20 protein-coding genes are annotated in these 20,601 nt (G+C 45.3%); 14 read left to right on the top strand and 6 right to left on the bottom strand.

Going from position 1 to position 20,601, the window contains the following annotated elements; translation table 11 throughout:
- Window positions 1-10 precede the first annotated feature (10 nt).
- Window positions 11-346, top strand: coding sequence for a PilZ domain-containing protein (locus OS173_RS02415; RefSeq protein WP_267182681.1), 336 nt, complete (start codon window positions 11-13; stop codon window positions 344-346).
- Here OS173_RS02415 and OS173_RS02410 read toward each other — a convergent pair.
- Window positions 321-1,634 (bottom strand): TolC family outer membrane protein, encoded by a 1,314-nt coding sequence (locus OS173_RS02410; protein ID WP_267182680.1) that lies wholly within the window; start codon window positions 1,632-1,634, stop codon window positions 321-323. The genes OS173_RS02415 and OS173_RS02410 overlap by 26 nt on opposite strands.
- Before the next feature lie 47 nt (window positions 1,635-1,681).
- Window positions 1,682-2,323, bottom strand: coding sequence for a protein-L-isoaspartate O-methyltransferase family protein (locus OS173_RS02405; RefSeq protein ID WP_267182679.1), 642 nt, complete (start codon window positions 2,321-2,323; stop codon window positions 1,682-1,684).
- 140 nt (window positions 2,324-2,463) lie between these two features.
- On the opposite strand from OS173_RS02405, the gene rsmG reads away from it, so the two are divergent.
- The 4 genes from rsmG (at window position 2,464) to OS173_RS02385 (ending at window position 6,628) form a co-directional block, all read left to right on the top strand.
- The gene (gene rsmG / locus OS173_RS02400; RefSeq protein WP_267182678.1) at window positions 2,464-3,102 is read left to right on the top strand and encodes a 16S rRNA (guanine(527)-N(7))-methyltransferase RsmG; all 639 of its coding nucleotides are present in this window, start codon (window positions 2,464-2,466) and stop codon (window positions 3,100-3,102) included.
- A 4-nt stretch (window positions 3,103-3,106) separates the two neighbouring features.
- Window positions 3,107-3,883 (top strand): ParA family protein, encoded by a 777-nt coding sequence (locus tag OS173_RS02395; protein ID WP_267182677.1) that lies wholly within the window; start codon window positions 3,107-3,109, stop codon window positions 3,881-3,883.
- A complete protein-coding gene (locus OS173_RS02390) occupies window positions 3,870-4,778 on the top strand; it encodes a ParB/RepB/Spo0J family partition protein (RefSeq protein WP_267182676.1) in 909 nt (302 codons plus the stop codon). Before OS173_RS02395 ends, OS173_RS02390 begins: the two co-directional genes overlap by 14 nt.
- A 98-nt stretch (window positions 4,779-4,876) precedes the next feature.
- Complete coding sequence (locus OS173_RS02385; RefSeq protein ID WP_267182675.1) at window positions 4,877-6,628, top strand: phosphoenolpyruvate carboxykinase (GTP); 1,752 nt, start codon at window positions 4,877-4,879, stop codon at window positions 6,626-6,628.
- Window positions 6,629-6,698: 70 nt separating this feature from the next.
- On the opposite strand, the gene rimI is transcribed toward OS173_RS02385, so the two are convergent.
- Entirely contained in the window at window positions 6,699-7,175 is a 477-nt protein-coding gene (gene rimI / locus OS173_RS02380) for a ribosomal protein S18-alanine N-acetyltransferase (protein ID WP_267182674.1), read from the bottom strand.
- A gap of 106 nt (window positions 7,176-7,281) precedes the next feature.
- Between rimI and mgtE the strand changes: the two genes are divergently transcribed.
- Genes mgtE through OS173_RS02360 form a run of 4 tightly spaced genes read left to right on the top strand, consistent with a single transcriptional unit; the run spans window position 7,282 to window position 11,510 of the window.
- The gene (gene mgtE, locus OS173_RS02375; RefSeq protein WP_267182673.1) at window positions 7,282-8,643 is read left to right on the top strand and encodes a magnesium transporter; all 1,362 of its coding nucleotides are present in this window, start codon (window positions 7,282-7,284) and stop codon (window positions 8,641-8,643) included.
- Window positions 8,644-9,867 carry an Nramp family divalent metal transporter gene (locus OS173_RS02370; protein WP_267182672.1) on the top strand — a complete coding sequence of 408 codons (1,224 nt, stop codon included), beginning with the start codon at window positions 8,644-8,646 and terminating at the stop codon, window positions 9,865-9,867. It abuts the gene before it with no gap.
- 47 nt (window positions 9,868-9,914) lie between these two features.
- Window positions 9,915-10,796 (top strand): alpha/beta hydrolase, encoded by an 882-nt coding sequence (locus OS173_RS02365; RefSeq protein WP_267182671.1) that lies wholly within the window; start codon window positions 9,915-9,917, stop codon window positions 10,794-10,796.
- Window positions 10,797-11,510: an extensin-like domain-containing protein gene (locus OS173_RS02360; protein ID WP_267182670.1), complete on the top strand. Its 714-nt coding sequence runs from the start codon at window positions 10,797-10,799 to the stop codon at window positions 11,508-11,510.
- 8 nt (window positions 11,511-11,518) lie between these two features.
- Here the strand turns inward: OS173_RS02360 and OS173_RS02355 are convergent, their stop codons facing one another.
- Together OS173_RS02355 and tsaB are read right to left on the bottom strand one after the other, a co-directional pair.
- A complete protein-coding gene (locus OS173_RS02355; RefSeq protein WP_267182669.1) occupies window positions 11,519-11,710 on the bottom strand; it encodes a CPXCG motif-containing cysteine-rich protein in 192 nt (63 codons plus the stop codon).
- 17 nt (window positions 11,711-11,727) lie between these two features.
- Window positions 11,728-12,390 (bottom strand): tRNA (adenosine(37)-N6)-threonylcarbamoyltransferase complex dimerization subunit type 1 TsaB, encoded by a 663-nt coding sequence (gene tsaB / locus OS173_RS02350; RefSeq protein WP_267182668.1) that lies wholly within the window; start codon window positions 12,388-12,390, stop codon window positions 11,728-11,730.
- Window positions 12,391-12,435: 45 nt separating this feature from the next.
- On the opposite strand from tsaB, the gene OS173_RS02345 reads away from it, so the two are divergent.
- The 3 genes from OS173_RS02345 to OS173_RS02335 all read left to right on the top strand — a co-directional run bounded on the left by OS173_RS02345 (window position 12,436) and on the right by OS173_RS02335 (window position 16,089).
- Complete coding sequence (locus OS173_RS02345; protein ID WP_267182667.1) at window positions 12,436-13,251, top strand: M23 family metallopeptidase; 816 nt, start codon at window positions 12,436-12,438, stop codon at window positions 13,249-13,251.
- A gap of 65 nt (window positions 13,252-13,316) precedes the next feature.
- The gene (locus OS173_RS02340) at window positions 13,317-14,060 is read left to right on the top strand and encodes a DUF4377 domain-containing protein (protein WP_267182666.1); all 744 of its coding nucleotides are present in this window, start codon (window positions 13,317-13,319) and stop codon (window positions 14,058-14,060) included.
- A 100-nt stretch (window positions 14,061-14,160) separates the two neighbouring features.
- Entirely contained in the window at window positions 14,161-16,089 is a 1,929-nt protein-coding gene (locus tag OS173_RS02335; protein WP_267182665.1) for an MFS transporter, read from the top strand.
- Here OS173_RS02335 and megL read toward each other — a convergent pair.
- Window positions 16,026-17,255, bottom strand: a complete 1,230-nt coding sequence (megL, locus tag OS173_RS02330) for a methionine gamma-lyase (RefSeq protein ID WP_267182664.1) — start codon at window positions 17,253-17,255, stop codon at window positions 16,026-16,028. The genes OS173_RS02335 and megL overlap by 64 nt on opposite strands.
- A gap of 156 nt (window positions 17,256-17,411) precedes the next feature.
- Here megL and OS173_RS02325 point away from each other — a divergent pair, with 156 nt between their 5' ends.
- A complete protein-coding gene (locus OS173_RS02325) occupies window positions 17,412-18,875 on the top strand; it encodes a TyrR/PhhR family helix-turn-helix DNA-binding protein (RefSeq protein WP_267182663.1) in 1,464 nt (487 codons plus the stop codon).
- A 10-nt stretch (window positions 18,876-18,885) separates the two neighbouring features.
- A complete protein-coding gene (locus OS173_RS02320; protein ID WP_267182662.1) occupies window positions 18,886-20,598 on the top strand; it encodes a bifunctional sulfate adenylyltransferase/adenylylsulfate kinase in 1,713 nt (570 codons plus the stop codon).
- The last annotated feature ends 3 nt before the right edge of the window (window positions 20,599-20,601 follow it).

The following is a 20,601-nucleotide window of genomic DNA, read 5'->3' as shown; positions in this document are numbered from 1 at the left end:
TTCGAGGTAAATGATGGTAGAAAAAAGAGCCCATATGCGTGTCCATCCCGCCACCGGTTCTCAGGTGCTTAATGTCATGACTGACCATACCATTGGCAGAGTGGTGGATATCTCGGAAAATGGTTTTTTATTATCTAGTCGTGAAACCATAAAGCCGGGAATTATTCTACAATTATCCATTTCCCTCAAAGAATTAGCGACGAAAACCATTGCGTTAGGTGCCGAATGTATTTGGTCAGACCACCAAGACAGCGGCCTGACCTTTGCCGGGTTTCAGATTATTGACATCAGTGATGCCGATCAGCAATTGCTGGCATCAGTTATTGATGCGTTAACAATTGATTAATTAATAACACATCATCTTGCGTTAACGTGCCGGCAGCCCGTTTTAAATTAAGAATATTCATTAAATAGTCGTGTTTGGCACGGGAGTAATCGCGTTGCGCTTGATATAAGCTGCGTTGTGAGTTCAGTACTTCTACGATGTTTCGGGTTCCCACTTCAAAGCCTGCGGCAGTGGCTTCTTCAGCACTCTTCGCCGATACCACAGCCAATTCTCTGGCCTGTACCGAGCGCCAGCCGGCTTCGACATTGCGTAAAGCACTGCGAACATTGCGAACCGTGGCAAAAGTAACCTGGTCTAAGTTTTCCATCGCTGCTTGATACAAAAACCGTGCTTCATCAGTCAGTGAACTGACCCGAAACCCGGAAAAAATAGGTACAGTGAGCGTTAACTGTGCCGAGGTGCTGTCGGTTTCCTGGGAGCCGGTGGCAAACACATCTTGGGTTTGCGGATCCCTTAAGGCGACGTTATTGTTAACGTTATTACTGCGAGCCACAGATAAATCCACTGTTGGGAAATGACCGCTTCTTTGTAAATCGACGGTCTTTTCCGCTAATTCAGCATCAATTTTAGCGACGGCTAAATTTGGGTTATTGTTAAGTGCTAAAGATTCCCAGAAAGCAACATCATCCTGGGGCAATGTTAATTGCTCGATATCAGCCGGTAAAGCCGCTAATTCTTGATAATATGTTTGGGTGATTTCAAACAGCGCTTCACGGCTGTCATCTAAAATATTTCTGGCATTAATGACATTGGCACGCGCAGAGTCATATTGAGCGCGGGCTTCATGGACATCAGTGACCGCCGATAAACCCACTTCATAACGTTGTTCCGCTTGTTGTAATTGTTGTTCAATGGCTTTTTCTTCGGCTTCTGCAAATCGAACCACATCAATGTTGGTCAACACATTAAAGTAGCTTTGTGACACCCGAATCAAAAAATCTTGTCGCGCCATATCATAACTGGCACTGCCACGGGCTTCTTGCAGTTCTGCTTGGCTCATTCTGACGAAATTCGCATGATCATAAACCGACTGGTTTAAAGACACGCGCCAACCGTACTGATCAGTATCAGGTACATTAAGTTCACCAATGATATCTAATTCAGATTCGGTTTCAGCCCATTGCTTATTCCAGCTACCATTGACTTGTGGTAAGAAATTAGCAAGGGCTTGGGTTTTACTTTCTTGCGAGGCTTTCAAATTATATTCTGCCGCACGTAGCTGCGGGTCTTGTTGTAACGCCTCATTGAGTACGTCAACTAAGCTGGCTGCTTGGGATTGTCCAGCCATGAGTAAGCTGATGATTGCTATTTTTTTTATCATAATTCGGTCAAAGTTTAAAGGTTGAAAGTGGGGTTAGCGGCTTTGGGTTGAAGCAAAGGCGCAACCATGGTGTCAAAGTGAGTGGTGTATTTATCAGGTGAGGTGTAGATTCGGGCTTCCATCACCGGATCCTCGCCGATAATCACGAATACCTGACCATTGTCTTTAAGCCAGTTAAACACAAATGCGGGCAACTCTGTTAGTGAACCGGTTAAAATAATATGGTCGTATTTTATGGGTGCTTTAAAATCAAAAAAGTCCGCTTGTTCTAATGTGACGTCCTCAATCTCTTGATCCGATAGTTTCTGTCGGGCGCTGTCTATAAAATCTTGAAAAATATCAATGGAATGAACATGTTCTGTCAAAGTGGCTAACAGCGCAGTTAAGTAGCCGCTGCCGGTGCCCACTTCTAAAACCCGGTCGCTTGGTTTTAAATTCAGAACTTGCAAGGTACGTCCTTCTACAACCGGCTTCATCATGTGTTGGTCATGACCAATGGGCAATGTCATATCCGCAAAGGCCAGTTTGCGCTGTGATACCGGAACAAATTCTTCGCGTTGAATGGATAACATGGCGTTTAAAATGTCTTTGTTAACGACGTCCCATGATCGAATTTGTTGGGTTACCATATTATGTCTTGCTTTATCAAAATTCATGTCTTACTCGTCTGTTTTTGTTATCATTCCATATTTACAACATCATGAGATGGGCCATTGAGCCGTCATAACCGACAGCTTACCTTTAATGTGGGGCTCAAATCATGGGTTAAAAGTCATATTTTAAGCTATTTTCACCAATGAACGAAGCCAATTCACAAGAGTCTGCTAAACAATTACTACAATCTGGTTTAGAACAACTGGATTTAGATGTTGAAAAGTGCCCATCCATTATGCACTTCTTGGCCTTATTACAGCGCTGGAATAATACCTATAAAATGACTGCCATCACTGATTGGCATAATATGGTGGTGCAACATGCCTTAGACTCTGCGGCTGTGATTCCATATGTGGAGGGTGTCCATATCATTGATGTCGGCACCGGTGGTGGTTTGCCCGGTATTATGCTGGCTTTGTTTAAGCCTGAATCATCGATTACACTTATTGATGCAGTGGCCAAGAAAACCCGCTTTTTAAATCATGTCAAGCGCAGCTTGGCTTTGCAAAATATCCATATTGTTCATGATCGGGTGGAAAATTTTATTCCCGATAAAAAATTCGATGTGGTAATATCACGTGCATTCGCTGAGGTGAATCGATTTTTATCTTTAACCCAACATTTAGGCGATCATCACAGTCGATTTATGGCCATGAAAGGTCCTAAAGAAGAACCGCTGGTGGTTGATTCTGAGTTTAACTTGGTGTCAACGCTAAACATCGAAGTTCCCTTTTTAGACGCACAACGTAAACTCTATCAATACATGAAAAAAAGCCAATAATACTATGCGACATCAACCCAAAATAATTGCTGTGGCCAATCAAAAAGGTGGCGTCGGCAAAACCACCACTGCGGTCAATACCGCTGTTGGCTTAGCCCATTTAAAACACCGTGTTTTATTGGTTGATTTGGATCCTCAGGGTAATGCCACCATGGCTTGCGGAGTTGATTCGAGGGCCTTGGAAGTCTCAGCCTGCGAATTGTTATTGCTAGAATGTGATGCCAATGAAGCCATCATAAAAACCGATATTGTCGATGTTATAGGCGCCAATACTGATTTGACGGCTGCCGAATTACAACTTATGGATTCGGATAATCCACAACATGCGTTAAAAGATCAATTGGCTCAGGTGGCTGATAATTATGATTATATCCTCATTGATTGTCCGCCATCGCTGAGTATCCTGACCATTAATGCGTTGACCGCAGCCGATAGTGTCTTGATACCCATGCAATGTGAATACTATGCACTTGAAGGTTTGACTTCTTTATTGGATACCATTAAGCGGGTTCAGCAATCAGTTAATCCTGATTTACAGATTGAAGGTTTATTGCGCACCATGTTCGACGGCAGGAATAATCTGGCCAATGACGTGGCAGCTCAAATCAGTGAACATTTTGGCGATAAGGTATTTACCACAGTGGTACCCCGCAATGTTAAAGTGGCTGAGGCACCCAGTTTTGGTGTTTCTGCGATTGAGTATGACCATTTATCTCGTGGTGCAGTGGCGTACAAGGGATTGGCCAGTGAAATAATTAGGAGAAATCATGGCAGAACCTAACAAACCTAACAAAAAAGTCACCAAAAAAACCAAACGCAAAACCGGTTTGGGACGTGGTTTAGATGCCTTATTGGCCTCTTCGAAAAATGCGGATGCCACAAAATCCGATCATGATGTAAGTGAATTACAAACCTTGGCTGTCAATCAATTGCAACCCGGTCAATACCAACCACGCACCATTATGGATGAAGATAAGTTACGTGAATTGGCTGATTCCATTGAATCGCAAGGCATCGTACAGCCGATTGTGGTGCGTCAAATAAGCAGCCGTAAGTATGAAATTGTCGCCGGTGAACGCCGTTGGCGTGCCGCCAAAATGGCAAAACTCACCGAAGTGCCGGTATTGGTTAAGCAGATTGATGACCAACAAACCATTGCCATGGCATTGATTGAGAATATTCAACGTGAGGACCTCAACCCTTTGGAAGAAGCTCAGGCATTGGCGCGTTTGATTAAAGAATTTTCTATCACCCACGCCCAGGCCGCTGAAGCCGTGGGTCGTTCACGGGTGGCGGTCAGTAATCTCCTCAGGTTATTAGATTTATCAGACCAGGTGAAACAATTGCTGAATCAGGAATTGTTAGAAATGGGTCATGCCCGCTGTTTGTTGGGTCTGGATAAAACCCAGCAATCACGCGCCGCTGAACAGATTGTGGCGAAGAAGCTAACAGTTAGACAAGCCGAAGCTTTGGTTAAAGAAATTAAAAACCCAACACCTAAAAAGCCCCCCGAAATTAATAAGAAAAATGCCGATGTCCGACATTTAGAACAACAACTCAGCGAGCAACTGTGCACCAAAGTATTGGTCCAGCAGAAATCAGGCGGAAAAGGCCAATTGGTGATTCATTATCATGATGCAGATGAGTTACAAGGTATTTTAGAACGAATCAAGTAAAAGTCGTTGGTTTGCGGTTTCAAAGTGTCTGGGTGCTTGCTTTTCATGGACTGAACGGTTAAAGTTTGCAACCAATTTTTTAAACCAATCAAAACCACATGAGCACATCTAATCAAGTGTTGGCTGATTGGGTTCAAGAAGTTGCTGAACTCACCCAAGCTGACGACATTTACTGGTGTAACGGCAGTGCTGCCGAAGACGAATCCTTTAACCATCAATTACTTGAAGACGGCAGTTATAAACGCCTGAATCCCGAAACCCATCCAAACTGCTATTTGCACTTATCCGATCCCAAAGATGTGGCGCGGGTAGAGCACTTAACCTTTATTTGTACTCAACAAGCGTCCGATGCCGGCCCCAATAACCATTGGATGGATCCGCAGCAAGCCCATAAAAAAATGGACGATTTATTTAAAGGCTGTATGAAAGGACGAACACTGTATGTGATTCCTTACTGCATGGGCCCGATTGACTCGCCGATTTCACGCTGTGGCGTAGAGATTACCGACAGTGCTTATGTGGTGCAAAATATGCGCCTGATGACCCGCATGGGTGACGAGGCTTTACGCCGAATTGAGCGTGAAGGTACCTTTGTTAAAGGTTTACACTCAACCGGCGAATTAGATCCTGAGCGACGTTTTATTATGCATTTCCCAGAGGAGCGCGTGATTAAAAGTTATGGCTCTGGCTATGGTGGTAACGCCTTACTTGGCAAAAAATGCCATGCTTTACGAATTGCTTCTTATCAAGCCAAAGATGAAGGTTGGTTGGCTGAACACATGCTGATTTTGGGCATTAAAACACCGGCTGGTAAACAACATTATGTGGCAGCCGCGTTCCCGTCTGCCTGCGGTAAAACCAATCTGGCGATGCTGATACCGCCGGAGGGCTATTTACAGGATGGTTGGGAAATCACCACCGTCGGGGATGATATTTGTTGGATGCGTCCAGGCGAAGATGGCCGTTTGTGGGCCATTAACCCGGAAGCTGGATTTTTCGGTGTGGCACCGGGAACCGCCAAAGACACCAACCCCAATGCCTTGGCCATGCTTTACCAAGACACCATTTTCACCAATGTGGCACAAACCGCTGATGAACAACCTTGGTGGGAAGGTCTTGATGACCGAGTGCCTGCCATCGATTGGCAAGGTCGCCCCTATGATCCGGCCAATGGGCCTGCCGCACACCCCAATTCTCGTTTTACAGTATCAGCCAAGCGCTGCCCCAGTTATTCGCCAGCCTCTGAAGATGCCAGTGGGGTGCCGATTGATGCCATTATTTTTGGTGGTCGACGGGCATCATTAGTACCTTTGGTGAATGAAGCCAGAAATTGGAATCATGGTGTTCTCATGGGAGCCACCGTGGCTTCTGAAACCACGGCTGCTGCCACAGGTAAAGTCGGTGTGGTGCGTCGAGATCCAATGGCAATGAAACCATTTTGTGGTTACCATTTTGGTGACTATTGGGGGCATTGGGTATCGATGCAGGAAAAGGCCAATAACTTACCGAAAGTATTTACCGTGAACTGGTTCCGTAAAGATGAAGACGGTGGTTTTATGTGGCCCGGTTTTGGTGAAAATATGCGTGTTCTTGAATGGATTATCGGTCGTTGTCAAGGCACTGCCGAAGCCCATGAAACCGCCATTGGCCTGATGCCGAAAGCCAGTGACATTAACACGGAGAATTTAGACTTAGACAGCGATGTGTTGGAAGCCTTGTTGGCTGTTGAAGCCAATGGATGGCAACAAGAAAACCAATCTGTCGCGGAATTTCTACAAGAATACGGCGATCGTGTTCCACAGGCTTTATATGATGAGCTGGCTAAAAGTGAGAAAAACCTTTCCAGCTGATTAAAATATCATGAAAAAAGGGCTTAGTCACTGTCCAGGAAAACCCGTCGATTGACGGGTTTTTTTATGGTCAATTTAATAACGAGAAACACATCACAAGGGCATCTTCTTTGACTTTTTTGCCCTGCTGGTCTTGGTAGCGATAATAATTTCGACGAAGACCTTTGGTCTCAAAACCGGCTTTTTGATAAAATCGAATGGCCGGTTCATTGCCGGCGCGTACTTCAAGCCAGATTCTGCGGGCATGATTAATGCGACAAATCAGGGTCAAACGTTGTAACATGGCTTGCGCTAAGCCTTTTTTCTGATGTTCTGGATGGACCGTGATTTTGAGCAAATGGGCTTCTTCATGACCGATTGCCATAAAAGCGTAACAGAGAATATCCGGACTTTGTTCTGATAGGCCCTTGAGGCACTGATAATCAGCATCTAAGCAGTCTTGCATGGTTTTCTGTGGCCAGGGATTGGGGTAGCATTGTTGCTCAATCGCCGAAACCTCAGGCAAATCATCGGTTTCAATTTTTTGAAAAATGATATTGTGATTCAAAGTGTTATCACGTAAATTAAATGTATGGTGTAAATCTCACAATATGATACCCGATTGTGAGGCAAAGCGCCAAACCACCTGAATATAATAACAAAAGAGACAACTAATGGCAGAAACCCAGCCCAACGAAACCACAGAAAAAGAAATTCACGCTTTACACATGGCCTTGGATGAGGATCACCTAGGTGCTGTTTCACGAATCATAAATGGCATCCCGGGTGCTGAAGCTGCCATGTTTTTGGAGTCTTTGCCCGGTGATAAACGTTTTCAGGTGTGGGAGTTAATAGACGAATCTTGTCGTGGTGAAGTGCTGGTGTCTTTGCATGATGAGGTGCGTGATAGTCTGATTGAGCATTTGAACACCGATGAATTGGTGGAGGCCACTCGAGACTTGGATCTCGATGATATGGCAGATATCATTGTTGACTTACCTGAAGAGGTGTCCAATGAGTTGATGTTGTCAATGGACAAAACCTCTCGTGACATGTTGCAACAGGTGTTGTCTTACCCTGAGGACAGTGCTGGTGGTTTGATGAATCCTGATGTTTTACGGGTCAGAACAGATGTCAATGTGGATGTGGTATTGCGTTACTTACGGTTTCGGGAAAATATCCCCAAACCCATCGGAGACTTGTTTGCCGTTGGTCGCAAAGGCCATTATAAAGGCCGGGTACCTTTAGAAACCTTATTGACCTGCGATCCAAAAACGCCCATCCGAGATATCGTTGATGAAGACGCGCCGGCGATATTGGACACCACCCATGCCAGTGAGGTAGCTCAGGATTTTGAGCACAATGACTGGATCTCAGCACCGGTGGTGAATGAAAAAAATCAGTTAATCGGACGAATCACCATTGATGACGTGGTGGACGTCATTCGTGAGGAGGCTGAGCGCTCAGTGATGCGGATGGGCGGTATGGATGAAGAAAGCGATATGTTTGCGCCCATTTTTAGTTCTTCAAAACGCCGTGCTGTGTGGTTGGGTGTTAATTTATTAACTGTTTTATTGGCGGCTTTCGCCATTGGTTTTTTTGAAGACACCATTAAGAAGATAGCGGCTTTAGCGGTGTTGATGCCGATTGTTGCTTCAATGGGTGGCATTGCCGGTTCGCAAACCTTAACCTTAATGATTCGTGGTATGGCCACCGGTCAGGTGGGTAGCGGTAACATAAAAAATCTGTTGAACCGTGAAGTCATGATTGGCGTGATTAATAGTTTGGTGTGGGCCATTATCTTATCAATTATCATTGTTGCCTGGTATAAAGACATTGAAATGGGTATTGTTATCGCTTTGGCATTGGTAATTAATCTGATTGCCGGGGCTTTGGCCGGTGTTATGGTGCCGGTGTTATTACGTCGACTGAGCATCGATCCGGCCATCGCCGGTGGTGTGGTGCTGACAACCGTGACGGATATCGTTGGTTATGTGTCTTTCCTGGGCTTAGGTACCTGGATTTTGCTCAATTAAATGAACATCGCTAAGAAATCGCCCACTAAACGATCACGATTCTCTATCGGTCCTGCCAGTTTGGTGGCTGCGGCTTTTATCGGTCCGGGTACGGTCACCACCTGCACCCTGGCAGGCGCTCATTTTGGTTATGCTTTATTGTGGGCTTTGTTGTTTTCAATTGTGGCGTGCATGTTGTTGCAGGAAATGTCGGCGCGTTTGGGCCTGGTGACGCAGCGTGGTTTGGGGGAAGTGCTTAACAATCAATTTCAGAACCCGATTTATAAAACCCTGGTTTTTACCTTAGTGACTGTGGCCATATTTATTGGCAATGGTGCTTATGAAGGCGGCAACATTGCCGGTGCGGCTTTGGGTTTAGAAGCGATGTTGCCGGCGGTAAATTTCCCCTGGCCGATAGTGATTGTGGCGGTGGCTTTTGCGGTTCTAATTCAGGGAAGTTATCGTATTTTTGAACGGGCTTTGATTTCTTTGGTGTTGCTGATGAGTGTGGCTTTTGTCAGCACTTTTTTATTAACCAAACCCAATTGGCTGGCACTTTTCCAAGGCATGAAACCACAAGTCCCCGAAGGTGCCTGGTTAACCATTGTGGCTTTGGTGGGTACCACTGTGGTGCCTTATAATTTATTTTTACATGCCTCAGCGGTGAAATCCAAATGGCATAACACCGAGGATTTGTCACGGGTTCGGCAAGACACAGTGATTTCCATCGGTATTGGTGGTTTGATTTCACTGGCGATTGTGGCCACCGCTGCCACCGCTTTTTTTGGGCAACAGGTTAGTATCCAGTCCGCCGCTGATATGTCGGTTCAATTACAACCTTTATTGGGTTCATGGGCCTCTGTTTTTATTGCGCTGGGTCTGTTTGCTGCGGGTATCTCTTCAGCCATCACGGCGCCCCTGGCCGCGGCTTATGCGGTTTCGGGCATGTTGGGCTGGCCAACCGATGGCAAGCACATCAAATTCAAAGCAATCTGGATGCTGGTGCTGTTCAGTGGTTTGTTGTTATCTTTATCCGGTTATCAACCCATCACCATCATCTGGTTTGCGCAAATCGCCAATGGTTTGCTGTTACCTTTGCTGGCGGCTTTTTTGCTGTATGTCATGAATAAGTCGGACTTATTGGGCCGATACAAAAATAGCTGGCTTCATAATTTGCTGGGCGTTGTGGTTATTCTGGTGGCTGTCTTATTGGGCGGTAAATCTTTATATTTTGCTTTGAGCTGATTTTCACAGGGACTGTGATAAGTTCAAGTTTTTAAATATCTTCTCCCATGATAAGACGTTTTTTATTGTTCTCAACAATGGTTGTTGCCACTATGTTCACCAGTTATCAAGCCTCCGCCGGTGTCGGCTCATTTCTGTTTAATACCGGAATAAAAATAAGTCACCCCATTCAATCCGAAAAAAACATTGCCTACGGTTCTGAGTCTTGGCAAAAACTCAATATTTATCCCCAAAAAGACAATGCTCATGCGCCCGTGGTGATTTTTGTTTACGGTGGCGGCTGGAGTAAAGGCAGTAAAGAACAACACCATTTTGTCGCGGATGCTTTGGTGAGAAAAGGCTACTTGGTGGTGATACCCGATTACATTAAATACCCCGATGGCAGATTCCCGACCTTTGTTGAAGACATTGCATTGGCCATCGCTTGGGTTAACAACAACATCGCCGATTACGGCGGTAATGCCAATCAATTGCTGCTGGCCGGTCATTCGGCCGGCGCCCACACCGGGGCTTTACTGGTCACCGACAAACGCTATCTGACACAAGTTGGCGTGGATATTCAAGACATTAAATCCTTTGTGGGTTTGGCCGGTCCTTATAATTTTACCCCAAAAAAACCACAATATATCGAGACTTTTGGAGCGGAGAATTTTGACAAAATGAAAGTGAATCATTTTGTGGATGGCAGTGAACCGCCGATAAAATTAATCCATAGCATGGGCGATAACACCGTTGGGCGTTTTAATTTCGATACCTTCGGTAATCAGTTAAAAGTCGCTGGCAATTGGGTAGAAACGGTTTTATATGAAGACATCGGGCATGTTATGACATTGCTGAAAATCCACCCATGGTTTGCCGATGAAATCGATGTGGCCGAGGTTATGGATGATTTTTTTCAGCGGGTCTTAAGCGAGACAGAGCCACGATAAATGAATACACGCGCCGGCAAGACGCTTCGGTTCATTGCTGTTGTGCTGATGTTGTTGCTGATCGGGTTTGGCTGTTACAAGCTGATTATGCTTTTCTTGCCGGATAACGTTAATCCGTTTCAACCCCTGCGTATCGCTGACAAACCCACATTCGTCACCAAAACAAAGATAAACCGACTGAAAAGCCACCCTGATGAATGCTTTGCTGTACTTGAAAACAGCACGTTAACATTCGAAAAAATTGAAGACCAAAAAACCGGTGAAAACTGTGCCTATAAAAACGTCGCCATGCTGCAACAATCCGGTATTTCTTACGGTGGTGACATTGTTTTAAAGTGTCCGGCGCTGGTGGCGCTTGCGATTTGGGAGCGACATGATTTGCAACCCTTGGCGATAAAATTATTTAACCAAAAAATCATCCGCGTGCGTCATTACGGCACCTACGCCTGCCGCAATATCAATAACGCCAGACAAGGCCGCCGTAGTCAGCATGCCTATGCCAATGCCATTGATATCGCCGGTTTTGTGTTGGCTGATGGCAGAGAAATATCGGTTTTAAAAGATTGGGGAAAAGACTCCGAAAAAGGCACGTTTCTAACCGCAATTCATCAATCCGCCTGCAAGCGTTTTTCCACCGTTTTAGGCCCAAATTATAATGATTTGCACAAAAACCACTTCCACTTTGATCAAGGTGCTTGGTCGATTTGTCGATAACCAGACGGTTACTGATTTTCGGCTGATATGCGAAGTTCAGTGATTTGTTCACCATCGCTTGTTACCTGAAAAACAATCGGCTGACAGCAGACATAGCAGTCCTCAACATACTGTTGTTCAACCACTGAACAATCCACCACCGTTTCAAAAGTTTCCCAGCAGTAAGGGCATTGTATTTGGGTTGTTTCTAAACCGTTCATGTCATTTAGAAAAATGATTAACTAAAAACCACTTTATCGCGCACATAGAGGGGCTGGATATCGGCGATGTTTTGTTGGTCTGATTGAAAGCGGCTTTGGGCGATTTCTAATAAGGCCCGGGCGTCGGGTAAGATGTTGGCATCAATGGGGCGTGTTTCATTGTCTTTAATTTGCTCGCGCAATAAATCATGAAAGGCGCTGCCAGCGGCGGTATCAAAGTCTTTTAAATTAACCGCTTTTGGTTTGCTGACCCGGTCGGCATTTAGCCGGATGAGTCGGCCTTTGTGGGCTTTGAATTCGGCCCAATAAACTTCGTCCATGCGGGCGTCGTTGGCAATCAGAATGTGTTGTTCTTGATTGGGATTTTTTTGAAAAATCTGCCAGGCTATATTTTCTAAGGTTGAAACACCCAAAACCGGAATAGCCAGTGCCAGTGCCAGACCCTGGGTCACTGCAAAGGCGATGCGTACGCCGGTAAAGGCGCCGGGGCCGAGGCCGAAAACGATGCCGTCAAGTTGTGACTTTTTGAGCCCGGCATCAGTTAATAAGCCTTCAAGTCGATCCAAAATAATGTTGGCATGTTGTTGTGGCGCGATTTCTGCGGTAGTGCTGATTTGGCCGTTGTGCAATAATCCGAGGGCGCATTGTTCGGTGGCGGTTTCGATGGCGATGAGGTTCATGGTGTTTGGTGTTAAAATGTTGCATTTATTATAAGAGAATTGGGTATGAAATTAGTAGCTTTGATACTTTTATTGACCACATTGTCGGTATCTGCCGATGATTATTTTCTCAATATCAAAGGGCAGGCGGTGCAAGGTGGCTTGTTGATTGCCCAAACCAATCCGGATGCGGCGGTTCGTATTGACGATGAAGTGGTTAAAGCAGATGCTGAAGGCTACTTTATGTTTGGTTTTGGGCGTTTTGATGAACAGCCCAAAAACCTGGCCATCACTCACCGAGGCCAAACCCATCAGTTATCTATCGATGTCGAAAAACGTGATTTCCCCGAAGAACGCATTGATGGTTTACCGGCTGATAAGGTCAATCCCCCGGCCAGTTTCTGGGAACGGATAAAAAAAGAACAGGCCGAAGTGAAACGTGCCCGTTCAGTGTGGTCTGAGCAGCGGTATTATCTACAAGACTTTATCTGGCCGGCCACCGGTCGCGTCAGCGGCGTGTACGGCAGTCGTCGTATTCTTAATGGTGAGCCCAAACGGCCTCACTACGGCATGGACATTGCCAATGCCACCGGCTCTGAAGTGGTGGCACCGATTGCAGGCACCGTGACCATGGCGGTGGATGATCATTATTACACCGGCGGCACAGTTATTCTTGATCACGGCTATGGTTTAAATTCCACCTATTTACATTTAAGTCAGGTCAATGTCGAAGTCGGTCAAGTTGTACAGCAAGGTGATAAAATCGGTGAAATCGGCATGACCGGTCGAGCCACCGGACCGCATTTGGATTGGCGCATTAATTTAGGTACGGATGTGCGCTTGGATCCTCAATTGTTGTTACCACCACAAGAGGCTGAGTAAGTTGATATTCACTCAATTTTCAACCAGCTTGTGCCATCATAGAATCATATTTACCGGAGGTTACCATGTACAAACCACTGTCAATTTTCCTGCTTATTCTTCTGGCCGGTTGCAGTCACATGACTCAGCACGATAAAAACACATCGATAAAGACGGATGATCAGACCAGTTCTGAACAAATCTATTGGGTCAACAGCTGGCAACGAACTTGTCAGGGTGTGGGCGAACGTCTGTGCCTGCAAGTGCAGAAAATTAATCAGGATAATCAAGAACAAGCCAATATTGAGAACTGGTCCTTGTTTTATGCACCGATTGAAGGTTTTGATTATGAACTCGGTTATGTCTATAAAATCCGGGTAAAAGAAACCCAATTACCGGCCGCACAAGTCCCCGCCGATGCCTCGTCGATTCGTTATGAATTGCTTGAAGTCCTTGATAAACAAGCCGATGAGACCCTGCGGCTGCATGATATTTGGGCATTAAAAGAACTTAACGGCCGAGATATTGAGTCAATGACTGCGCTCAATGACAGGCAACAACGACCGAGTTTAGAATTTAATTTAAACAAAATGCAGGTGTTTGGTACAGACAGTTGTAATCGCTTATCCGGTGGCATTGAAACGCTCGGTCAGGGTCGAATTGAATTCGGTGCTTTGGCCAGTACTTTGATGGCATGTCCGGATATGAAACTGGCAGACGAATTTACGCAAGCGCTTAATCAAATTAAGCATTATCAGTTATCAGATTTAAAACTGACGCTTTTAAATGCGGATGAACAGTCTATACTTGAGTTTAAAAAGGTGGATTGATTCTGGATATTTTGCCAAATACGTCGCATTGTTTGATATTTTTTCGCCATATCATAAGATTGGTGAGTCATTCTGATCCCTCTGTTGATAAAATCATTCTATGAGCACACACTCACAATTCCATCTACTGAAAGAACGTCGATATTTGCCGTTTTTTCTGACCCAGTTTTTTGGTGCCTTTAATGACAATGTCTTTAAAAATGCACTGATTATTATGATTGCTTTTCAGGTGGCAGAACAGCACATTAATCTGCTCACCAACTTAGCCTTTGGTTTGTTTATTTTGCCGTTTTTCTTGTTCTCGGCTTTTGCCGGACAGGTGGCGGATAAATACCCGAAAGATGTGCTGATTCGCCGCGTTAAAATGGGTGAAATTGTTATTATGTTGCTGGCTTCTGTCGGCTTCTACCTCAATCATGTGGGTTTGTTGATTTTTGTTTTGTTTTTGATGGGGTCACAATCGTCTTTATTTGGTCCGGTTAAATATGGCTATTTACCGGAAAAACTGAATCGCCATGAGTTGATGGGTGGCAATGGCTTAGTGGAATCCAGTACCTTTATTTCGATTTTATTGGGCACCATTTTAGGCGGTATTTTGATTGCCATGGATTCTTTTGTGCCGATTTCTTTGGCGGTTGTGGGTTTTGCCACTTTAGGGTATGTATCGGCCCGTCAAATTCCTCTCACACCGGCGGCAGAGCCGGGGATTAAACTGGACTGGCGTTTATGGCGAGCCACTGCTGCTAACCTCCGGGTTGTCAGAAAACACCGGGATATTTTTTTAGCAGTGATGGGAATTTCTTGGTTTTGGTTTTTTGGTTCGGTGTTTTTAGCACAGATGCCTAATTTTACGCGGTTGGTTCTGCACGGCAATGAGCATGTGGTGACTTTGTTGTTGACCATGTTTTCCGTCGGTATTGGTGTTGGTTCATTGTTATGTGAAAAACTGTCCAACCGGCGGGTTGAAATCGGATTGGTGCCGATTGGGGCTTTGGGTTTGGCGATATTTGGTATGGATTTATCGATTGCCGGTATGGGTATGGAACTGGAGGTTGAAGGGATTGTTGGCTTAGCCGAGGTGCTCGCCTTTGCCGGCACCTACCGCATCAATTTTGATTTGTTGATGATAGGCGTGTTTGGTGGCTTATACATCGTGCCCTTGTATTCCATGGTGCAGGCCCGTGCGGAAAAATCCTGGGTGTCGCGTATGATAGCCGGTAATAATATATATAACGCCCTGTTTATGGTGGTGGCTGCAATACTGGGTATGGTGGTATTGGCTGTGCTTAACTGGTCTATACCTCAGCTGTTTATGATTACCATCGGACTGCATATTATCGTCAGTTTGATTATATTCAAGTTAATGCCGGATTTTATTGTCCGACTTGTGGCCTGGGTGGTGAGTACCTTGATTTATCGCACACGCTATCAGGGTTTGCACAATATTCCATCAGAAGGTGGCGTGATTCTGGCCTGTAATCACATCAGTTTTATGGATCCGGTGATTATTTCAGCCCGTTCCCCGCGGCCGGTACGCTATGTCATGCATCATCGAATTTATCAAATGCCTGTCTTGCACTGGATTTTTCGTCTGGCGCGCTGTATCCCGATTGCTTCAGAGCAGGAAAACCCTGAAGTTCTGGCAGAAGCCTATCGACAAATCTATGAGCGGCTTGAGGCCGGCGAAGTGGTGGTTGTTTTCCCCGAAGGCCGATTAACGGATGATGGTCAGGTGGGTGAATTTAAGCGGGGCATTGAAAAAGTCTTGCAGAAATATCCGGTGCCGGTGGTGCCAATGGCGTTGCATAACTTGTGGGGCAGTATGTTCTCGCGCTACGGTAAAAAATGGTATCAGCGATGGCCACGGAAATTTTGGGCACGTATTGAACTGATTGTTGGTGAGCCGATGGTACCTGAAGAAGTGACCGCCGTTGAATTGCAACGGCGGGTGATTGCTTTAAAAAATCAGGCAAAAACGGATAACTCTTTATTGCCGGATCCGCCATTAAAGACCGACTCTAAGGCTTGATCGATATCGGCAATGATATCGTCGATATGCTCAAGTCCCACCGATAAACGCAGTAAGGTGGGGCTGATTAAATGGGCAATGAGTTCTTCTTCAGTATAGGTTGAATGAGTCATAGACGCCGGATGTTGAATAAGACTTTCAGTGTCGCCCAAGCTTACAGCGCATAAGATTAATTGTAATTGATTCACAAAAGCAGCGGCTTGCGCTCGGTCGCCTTGTAATTCAAAAGCCAGCATGCCGCCGGGTTGGCGCATTTGCTTTTTGGCCAGTTCCGCCTGTGAAAAACCATTCAGTCCGGGATAATCAACCTGTTTTATGTAAGGGCTTTCGTTTAAATACTCAGCCACTTTTTGGGCGTTTTCACAATGTCTGTCCATGCGTACATGCAGGGTTTTTAAACCACGCATAAGTAACGCCACGTCATGACCTGAAATGACAGCCCCGGTCATATCTTTTAAGCCGAATTGTCGGATATGTAATAGGTCTTCAGCTGATCCTGCCACCACGCCGGCAATCAAATCACCGTGGCCACCGAGGTATTTTGTGGCTGAATGTACCACGATATGAGCGCCCAATGAAATGGGATTTTGTAAGTAAGGTGTGCAAAATGTGTTATCAACCATAAATTTAATGCCGTGTTGGCGTGTGATGTCTGCCACTGCGGCAATGTCCACAAGACGCATGTTTGGGTTGCTGGGTGATTCGGTATACACCAGTTTGGTTCTTTTGGTGATGTGTTCGGTTAGAAATTGTGGTTTCGACAAGTCCATGTAGTTCACAGTGACGCCAAATTTCTTTAAGCCATGTTCAAAAAAGCTAAAGGTACAGCCGTACAAACTTTTATCAGCAATAATCTCATCACCCGCTTGCACCAGTGACCAAATGGCTGAGGTAATTGCGCCCATGCCGGAAGCGGTCACTAAAGCTGCTTCACTGCCTTCCAGGTCAGCCAAACGCTGTTCTAATTGCTGTTGCGAAGGTGTGCCCAGACGCGAATAAATGTAATGGTCATTTTCACCGGCAAAAGCATCGCCACCTTGCTCAACAGTATTAAATGCAAATGTTGAACTGGTGTGTATCGGTGGTGTTAAAGCGCCATGGTTTTGGTGCGGATCATAACCGGCATGAATGGTGCGCGTGGCAAAGTGTAAATGTTTGTTTTTCATGTTTTACGTCACAAGTGATAAGCATAATAAAATTATAGCTTGAGTGTCCTGTTAGACCAAGTTAAAATGCGTAAAATAAATATTACAATAAAAATCAAATAACATATAAGTGATTGAAATAAAAATAAAAAATAATTGTAAGAAAATCATTACACGATGAAATTATCCATTACCACAGAAAATAAACTCGGTATTACCGATGATATTTTAGCCTTATTGAAAACACAGCAAGCGGATTTGCAAAAGCTGGAAGTTGAAGACGGCAAAATATACTTACAAACACACAATCTCGATAAAGCCACACAAGGCACTTTGGCCAGTCAAATTATGCGGGTTCCGGGGGTTAAATGGGTTAATCAAATTGACGTCTTGCCGGGGGTTGCTACCCAACAAATGCTGGCATCTTTAATGCAAGTTATGCCTGATCCGGTATTAGGCGTTAACAGCAAAGGTCAGATTGCCTATGCCAATGGTGCCGCGGAACAGCGATTTGGAATTAACTTAAAAGACCAAAAGCCGGTGCCAATGCAAGGTGTTTTTACCCAAGCCGGTTGGCAAGATAAACTCAATGCCGCTGCAGAATCTAAATTGCCGGTCAATATCGAAACCGTCGGCGGAACGCTATTACTGGAAGTGCAATCCATTAAAGGTGCCGGTGACAAACCGGTGGCGGCGATGTTATTGTTTCGGGATCATGAAAAAATCCAGGCCAGCAGTTATGTGGTGCAAGGCGAACAAATTGACGGCTTAAAAAACCTGGTCTTTAATTCTGAATCATTTGCTCAGACGGTACAAAAAGCCAAGCGCGTGGCGGTGGTCGATGCGCCGATAAATATTGTCGGTGAGCTCGGTACCGGTAAAACATTGTTGGCGCATGCATGTCACAGCTTAAGTGATCGCGATCATCATATGTTCACCGTGATTGATTGTCAGGCAATGAAAGCCGAGCCCATGGAACAGTTATTGTTTGGGCGTAATAATCGACCCGGAGTATTAAGTCTTAACCGTGAGGGTACTGTGTTCTTTTCACATGTGGAATTCATGCCTAATCATGTACAAGAAAAGTTAACCAAATTTTTCCACCAGGCCGGTGAAAATGGCCCCCGGATTATGACGTCATCTTCCAGGCGTCTGGGTCAATACCAAGAGTCAGGGCAAATGAATAACCGCTGGGTCGAGCTGATTAATGTGTTGCGATTAAATGTCTTGCCGTTGCGTGAACGGTTGGCTGATATTGAGCCTCTGGCCATGTATTTTTTACAACAAATGAATCAGGAAATTGGCCGCAATCACATTCTCAATGATGATGCGGTGAGTAAAATGAAGCGTTATTATTGGCCCGGCAATGTCAGTCAATTGCGTCAATGTCTTTACAAAGCGGTGATGGTCAATCGCAGCGGTGAAATAACCGCCGCTGATTTGGATTTAGACGGTGCTGTCAGTTTATCAACGGATTTAGAAAACCTCACCTTACAAGAAGCGGTGGACGAATTTGAAAAGCAGTTTATGCAACACTGGTACCAGAAGTATCCATCAACGCGAAAACTGGCGCGGCAGCTGGGCGTGTCTCATACCACTGTGGCACAGAAAATTAAAAAACATCAACTTAAATTAAATTAGGACAAAAATTATGTCAATTAACCAACCACACGGTGGTGAGCTAGTAAACCTGCTACCCGCCTCAGATGAAGAGCAAGCCAAACGGCAAGCCATCGCCAATCAACTACCTGACTGGAATTTAACACCGCGTCAAATCTGCGACTTAGAATTGTTACTGAACGGTGCCTTCTCTCCGTTACGTGGTTTTATGTCTAAAGCAGACTACCATTCTGTACTAAAAGATATGCGACTTGAACATGGTGATTTGTGGCCGATGCCAATCACTTTGGATGTCGATAAAGCCACCATGGAAGCTGCTGTCAAAGCCGGTCAATTGGCTTTGCGTGACGAAGAAGGTGTGGTGTTGGCGATTTTAAATGTAGCAGATGCCTGGCAGCCGGACAAACAAGCCGAAGCGCAAGCGGTGTTTGCCACCACCGATGAAAAACATCCGGCGGTCAGTTATCTGTTTAATCAGGCCGGTGATTTTTATTTAGGCGGCGAGATTCTGGGTTTACAGTTGCCGACCCATTATGATTACCAACAACACCGCCATACGCCGGCTGAAATTCGCAAGAAATTTAATAAACTGGGCTGGGGCCGAGTGGTGGCTTTTCAAACCAGAAACCCAATGCACCGCGCCCATCAGGAACTTACTTTTCGCGCGGCACAACGGGCCGAGGCCAACCTGCTGATTCAGCCGGTGGTCGGCATGACCAAACCCGGTGACATTGATCACTTTACCCGGGTGCGTTGTTATGAGCAGTTATTAGAGCGTTTTCCGGAGCGCACCACAACCTTGTCTTTGTTGCCCTTAGCAATGCGCATGGGCGGTCCGCGTGAAGCACTTTGGCATGCCATTATTCGTAAGAATTATGGTTGCAGTCACTTTATTGTTGGCCGAGATCATGCAGGTCCGGGTGAAGACAGCCAGGGTCAGCCATTTTATGGCCCTTATGAAGCTCAGGAATTGTTACAAAAACACCAGGAAGAGTTGGGCATTGAAATGGTTGAGTTTGAGATGATGGTGTTTTCTCAAGACAAAGCACAATACATACCCATGTCTGAGGTTCAGGAAAATGAAAAAACTTTGATGATTTCCGGCACTGAATTGCGCCGTCGCTTACGGGAGGGTTTGGATATTCCTGAGTGGTTTTCTTATCCTGAAGTGGTGGAAGAACTGCGTAAAAGCTATCCACCCCGTAACCGACAGGGTTTTACCGTGTTTTTCACCGGCTTATCCGGTTCCGGAAAGTCCACCATCGCCAATGCCTTGCGCATTAAATTGATGGAAATGATTAACCGCCCGGTGACTTTATTGGATGGTGACATTGTCCGTAAAAATCTTTCCAGTGAATTGGGCTTCTCAAAAGACCACCGTAATATTAACGTTTTACGCATTGGTTTTGTGGCCAGTGAAATCACCAAGAATGGTGGTGTTGCCATTTGTGCGCCGATTGCACCTTATGCACAAACCCGTGCCGAAGTGCGTGATATGATTGAACCCACTGGTGGCTTTTTAGAGGTGCATGTATCAACACCCTTAGAGGAGTGTGAAAAACGCGACCGCAAAGGTTTGTACGCCAAAGCCCGTCAAGGTTTAATCAAGGAATTCACCGGCATCAGTGACCCTTATGAAGCCCCTGAAAATCCTGAGTTGGATATTGATACCATGAAATATTCACCCGATCAGGCCACCCAACAAATTGTCCTGAAACTCGAAGCGATGGGTCTTATAGGTTAAAAA

Origin of the sequence: Marinicella gelatinilytica, from assembly GCF_026410405.1 — a bacterium.
Taxonomy (GTDB): Bacteria; Pseudomonadota; Gammaproteobacteria; order Xanthomonadales; family Marinicellaceae; genus Marinicella; species Marinicella gelatinilytica.
Note: the sequence above shows the minus strand (reverse complement) of the source record. Positions and strands in the feature narration are given on the sequence as shown.